Genomic DNA, 4,634 nt, shown 5'->3' on the forward strand with positions numbered 1-4,634 from the left:
CGGTCCACGCCACAGCGGCCGCGACGCCGTAGGCCCCACCTCGCCGCGCTCCAGAGCTGTGCGCAGACGCCACCACGAGCCCCAGAAGCACCAGCAACGCCGCGGGCAACAGACGATAGTTGCCAGCAACCAGCGGCAACAAGACAATGTACAGCGAACTGCTTATATTGCCAACAGCCGCCCCGCCGGCCTTCACCGAGGTTACGTACAGCCAGCTACCGACGACGCCCCCCAGCAAGGCGGCCGACACCGCCGACAAGACCCCACGAGGGTCAAAGCCCCTCCACGGAAGCACTAGGCCCAGCGCAATTGAATACAGAGAGAAGAGGCCCACTGCCCTGTACTGAGATGTGCACTGCAGAGCCGGGCGGTAGATCAATGGCGCCACGCCATAGGCCACTGCGGAAATTACAGAAAACGCCAGAGCCAGCACGCCCAGTTAAAATAACTGTTATAAATCTTGAATAACAAAACCAACTCATGAGCGACGCGGTGGCCGTGGCCCTAGCCTTCACAATCCTTTTCCTCCTAATGATCGGGACTGTATACCTAGTAATGCTCATCGCCCCTAGGAGGCCAACGCCGGGTAAATTAATGCGCTACGAAGCCGGAAACCCCGAGACGGGCCCCGCCAAGGCCCCGCTGGCGATGCAGTACCTAGGCTACATACTAATGCTGGTGGCTCTTGAGCCAGCCGTGGCCATCCCCCTGGCGGTGCAGATGGCCTTCAAAGACCTGGCCCTTACGGCGGCGGCGGCGTTGATAGGCGGCGTCGTGGCCGTCGCCGCTTCGCTATACGGCTACCACTACGCCAAGAAGATAGAGCTCTGGAGAGCTAGCGCCTAGGCGCCAGCGCCGCCTTCAACAAGCCGAGGAACACCGGCCGCGGCTTAGCTGGCCTAGAGCGGAACTCGGGGTGGAACTGCGTCGCGATGAAGTAGGGATGCCCCGGCAACTCGATTATCTCCACACGCCTAACATCCCTCCTCCAGCCAGAAACCACAAGCCCAGCCTCCGACAGCTTAGGCAGGTAGGATAGGTTGACCTCGTATCTATGTCTATGCCTCTCCACCGTGGCGTTTGTCCCATACAGCGAGGCGGCGAGGGTGCCGGGGACGATCTCCACCTCCCTGTTGCCCAGAATCATGCTACCCCCCAACACGTCTACCTCCTTCTGCTCAGGCGCGAGGTGGACCACGGGGTGGGGGGTCTCGGGGTCGAGCTCCGTGGAGTTGGCCTCTCTAAGGCCGAGGACATTCCGGGCGAACTCCACCACCGCCAGCTGCATGCCGAAGCATATGCCGAGAAACGGAATCTTCTCCACACGGGCGTGGCGCACACACTCAATCATACCCTCTGTCCCCCTCTTCCCAAAGCCCGGCAACACCACCACGGCGTCCAGCCCGAGCTTCCCCAGCCGATCCGGGTCCTTCTCCACCTCCACCGAGTTAATCCAGACAAGCTCCGGCTTCACGTCGAGGGCGGCGCCGGCGTGCTTCAACGCCTCCACAATGCTAAGATAGGCGTCGGGAAGCTCCACGTACTTGCCGCACATCCCCACCGCCACCTTAAACCTCGGCGCCGATAGCTTCGAGAGAAACTCCTCCCACTCCCCATAATTCGGAGCCCGTGAGGGGAGGCGGAGCCTCCGCACGAGGAAATCCCCCATGCCCTGCTGTTCCAAAATCAGCGGCACCCTGTAGGTGGTGTCCACGTCATAAGAGTTGAAGATGGCGTACTGAGGCACGTGGGCAAACAGCGCAATTTTCTTCACGGCGCCGGCGTCGATCGGCCTCTCAGACCTCACAACCACGGCGTCGGGCTGTATGCCGTAGCGCCTAAGCTCCGCCACGCTGTGTTGCAAAGGCTTAGTCTTAAACTCGTTAGTCACTTTGAGAAGGGGAACCCACGCAACGTGGATAAAAACCACGTCCTCACCCATCTCCAGCCTCAGCTGGCGGACAGCCTCCAGAAACGGCAACTGCTCGTAGTCGCCCACAGTCCCCCCGATCTCAACCAAAGTCACGTCGTACCCCCCCGCCGCCTCGGTAACCCTCCTCTTAATCTCGTCAGTGACGTGGGGGATTAGCTGAACCGTCTGACCCAGGTAGTCGCCCCTCCTCTCCTTCTCGATGACAGAGAAGTAGATCTGGCCAGACGTGATGTTGTTCCTCCGGGGAAGCTCCACGTCCAGAAACCTCTCGTAGTGCCCCAGGTCAAGGTCGGTCTCACCCCCGTCGTACGTGACGAAGACCTCCCCGTGGGCGTAGGGGTTCATAGTCCCGGCGTCGACGTTGATATACGGGTCTATCTTAACCGCGTTTACAGAAAGGCCCCGCGCCCTCAAAATTCTGCCAATGCTAGCCACGACAACCCCCTTACCCACGCCCGACATCACCCCCCCAGTCACAACTACCAGCTTCGGCACCACAAACCTAAACCACCAGTATATAAACCATCTCAGAACCGTTGAGATATACAAAACTTAAATACATCCGCAGGGGTAGACACGGTGAAGAGTTGAACCCACGCTGACGGGTGGCGAGAGCCTGCCCAGCAGTGGCGGGCGCTGACAAATGTTTTATACACACCCCACCCAAGCACCATGGCAATAGTGGAGATAGGCGGCGTCAAGGTGCGCTTCATTACGTGGGCCGAGGGGATAGCGCTCAGCGAGGCCCTGGCGAGGAGGATAGAGGAGAGCGGCTACCGTCCCGAGGTTATAATCGCCATCTCCCGCGGCGGGCTGGTGCCGGCCAGGATAATCAGCGACGTCCTGGGGGTAGACGACGTCATCTCCATGGGCGTGAAGTACTGGGGGCTGGCCCAGAGACGCGCCGAAAGGCCTCTCCTCTACCACAGCATCGAGCCCGGCGTGATCCGCGACAGGAGGGTCCTCATAGCCGACGAAGTAGCCGACACAGGTCACACCCTCATGCTCGCAAAAAGCCTACTAGACCTCATAGGCGCCGCCGAGGTGAAGACCGCCGTCCTCCACCTAAAAACCACCAGCAGATTCACCCCCGACTACTACGCAGAAAAGGTAGAAGAGTGGGTCTGGATATCCTACCCATGGAGCCGCTACGAAGACCTAAGAGAATTCAAGAAGAGGGGACACGACATATCTAAATACATCGACAAGATATGTTAAGTATATAAACGGGGAGCCAGTAGGAGAAAGGTGAAGAAGCTTCACCTCGCGGAGAAGTGAAGAATCCTTTAAGAACTGACTAACCCTCTGGCTCCTCCCCCAGCCCCGACGTTTTATACGTCTTAACATCTACAAAAAGCGACGGCAAGGAGTAGTACTGATTATTGAACTCATACAATGGGTTTGGCCTGTAGTATACCGCGTAGATCGTAACACGCGGGTCATTTGTCTGCAGAGTGGCATAAACCTCTCCCCTCGCCGCTGAGAAACTTTGTGAGCCAAGACTCGCGGCGAGGCTAAAAACTGCGCTCAGCGGTATGCTAGGCCTTGACAACAAGGGAACAGACATAGACAACAAGCTGATACCCCCGCTGTTGCCCACAACACTAGAAGCGGTGACAGAAACGGAATCACTGCCGTAGATCGTCTTGCCAGCCCAGTTGCTACTCACCATGCTGAAGATGTTGCCAAGGTTTCCGTCTAGTGGTTGCATGTCTTTGTATACCGTAACGGGGATCCTCGGTCTAACAAGGTACATATAGACGTAGTCGTTTAAATACACGCATGTATATGAACATGCTTGTTTCCTATAGCGCACTACTGCATAGTCGCCGTAAAAGCCAATAGCTATAACCCTGGGACCTAACTGGTAGGGATTATATGAGTAGTAATCGTCCAGGTATAGATCACTTGTAACCGCTAAAGTCACAATGTCGGCTGAGAACCCAGTTGTCACCTCCGAGCCGTCTGCATTTTTTGTAGTTAGCATGGCGCCGCCAGAGAACGATACCGCGTATTGGCTTGACGCGGCTAAAAATAGTGCCACTCTTACGGTGTGTAAGTTGTATGCGTCTGAGGAGCTGACTCTAGCAACTACCACGGGTACTGGCGTGTTTGTGGCGCTTACATACGTAGTCTCTAGTGCCCAGTTGTAACAAGTAGTCACTGGGTTCGGATCCCCCGCCGCGGGAAAGCACTGTTCACCAGTAGGTACCGACTTAGGTGGCCACTGTAGGATCGCCGCCGAGGCTCGTGACACGCTTTTCTCCTTGGGAGGCTTTGCCTTTACTTTTATTGTAGCCTTTATGTTTTCACCAGCTACTACACGTTTTGGCCGTATTGTGAAACCCTTTACTGCGTTGTCAAATGTATAATTGCCTTTCGAGTCTGTGCCGTTTATATATGTAAGTATCATGAACACCCCGACCTCTCCCTCTAAGTCCTTCCACTGCTCGGCGTACTTCCTTACGGCGTCAGTTTTAATCTTGCCCACCCCTCTTGCGCAGACGTCATCTAGCTTCACCACCGAGCCGTTGGGGTACCAGCCAAATATCGATGCACAGAAGTGTACCGGGTGCCCAGTATCGTTCACCACCTCAAGAGTCACCTCCTGCCCAATACCCCTGTTGTAAGTTATTGTATATCCCGACGGGTACTGAATTACCTCGGACCACCCTACCCACAGAAACATAACCCCCGCCGT

The 4,634-nt window shown here is 56.5% G+C and carries 4 protein-coding genes and 1 pseudogene; 2 read left to right on the top strand and 3 right to left on the bottom strand.

Annotation, left to right across the window (positions count from 1 at the left end):
* Positions 1 to 433, bottom strand: a pseudogene (locus ACP5J3_RS10905) (transporter); the annotation flags it as partial.
* A gap of 47 nt (positions 434 to 480) precedes the next feature.
* On the opposite strand from ACP5J3_RS10905, the gene ndhC reads away from it, so the two are divergent.
* Positions 481 to 846: an NADH-quinone oxidoreductase subunit A gene (ndhC, locus tag ACP5J3_RS10910; RefSeq protein WP_428495721.1), complete on the top strand. Its 366-nt coding sequence runs from the start codon at positions 481 to 483 to the stop codon at positions 844 to 846.
* Here the strand turns inward: ndhC and ACP5J3_RS10915 are convergent.
* Positions 836 to 2,428, bottom strand: coding sequence for a CTP synthase (locus ACP5J3_RS10915; protein WP_428495722.1), 1,593 nt, complete (start codon positions 2,426 to 2,428; stop codon positions 836 to 838). The two genes, ndhC and ACP5J3_RS10915, sit on opposite strands and share 11 nt — an antisense overlap.
* A 177-nt stretch (positions 2,429 to 2,605) precedes the next feature.
* On the opposite strand from ACP5J3_RS10915, the gene ACP5J3_RS10920 reads away from it, so the two are divergent.
* Positions 2,606 to 3,151: a phosphoribosyltransferase gene (locus ACP5J3_RS10920; RefSeq protein WP_428495723.1), complete on the top strand. Its 546-nt coding sequence runs from the start codon at positions 2,606 to 2,608 to the stop codon at positions 3,149 to 3,151.
* A gap of 79 nt (positions 3,152 to 3,230) precedes the next feature.
* On the opposite strand, the gene ACP5J3_RS10925 is transcribed toward ACP5J3_RS10920, so the two are convergent.
* Positions 3,231 to 4,634 (bottom strand): hypothetical protein (locus ACP5J3_RS10925; RefSeq protein WP_428495724.1); only part of this gene is annotated, 1,404 nt, incomplete at its 5' end.

This window comes from Pyrobaculum sp. (assembly GCF_049971835.1).
Lineage (GTDB): Archaea > Thermoproteota > Thermoprotei > Thermoproteales > Thermoproteaceae > Pyrobaculum.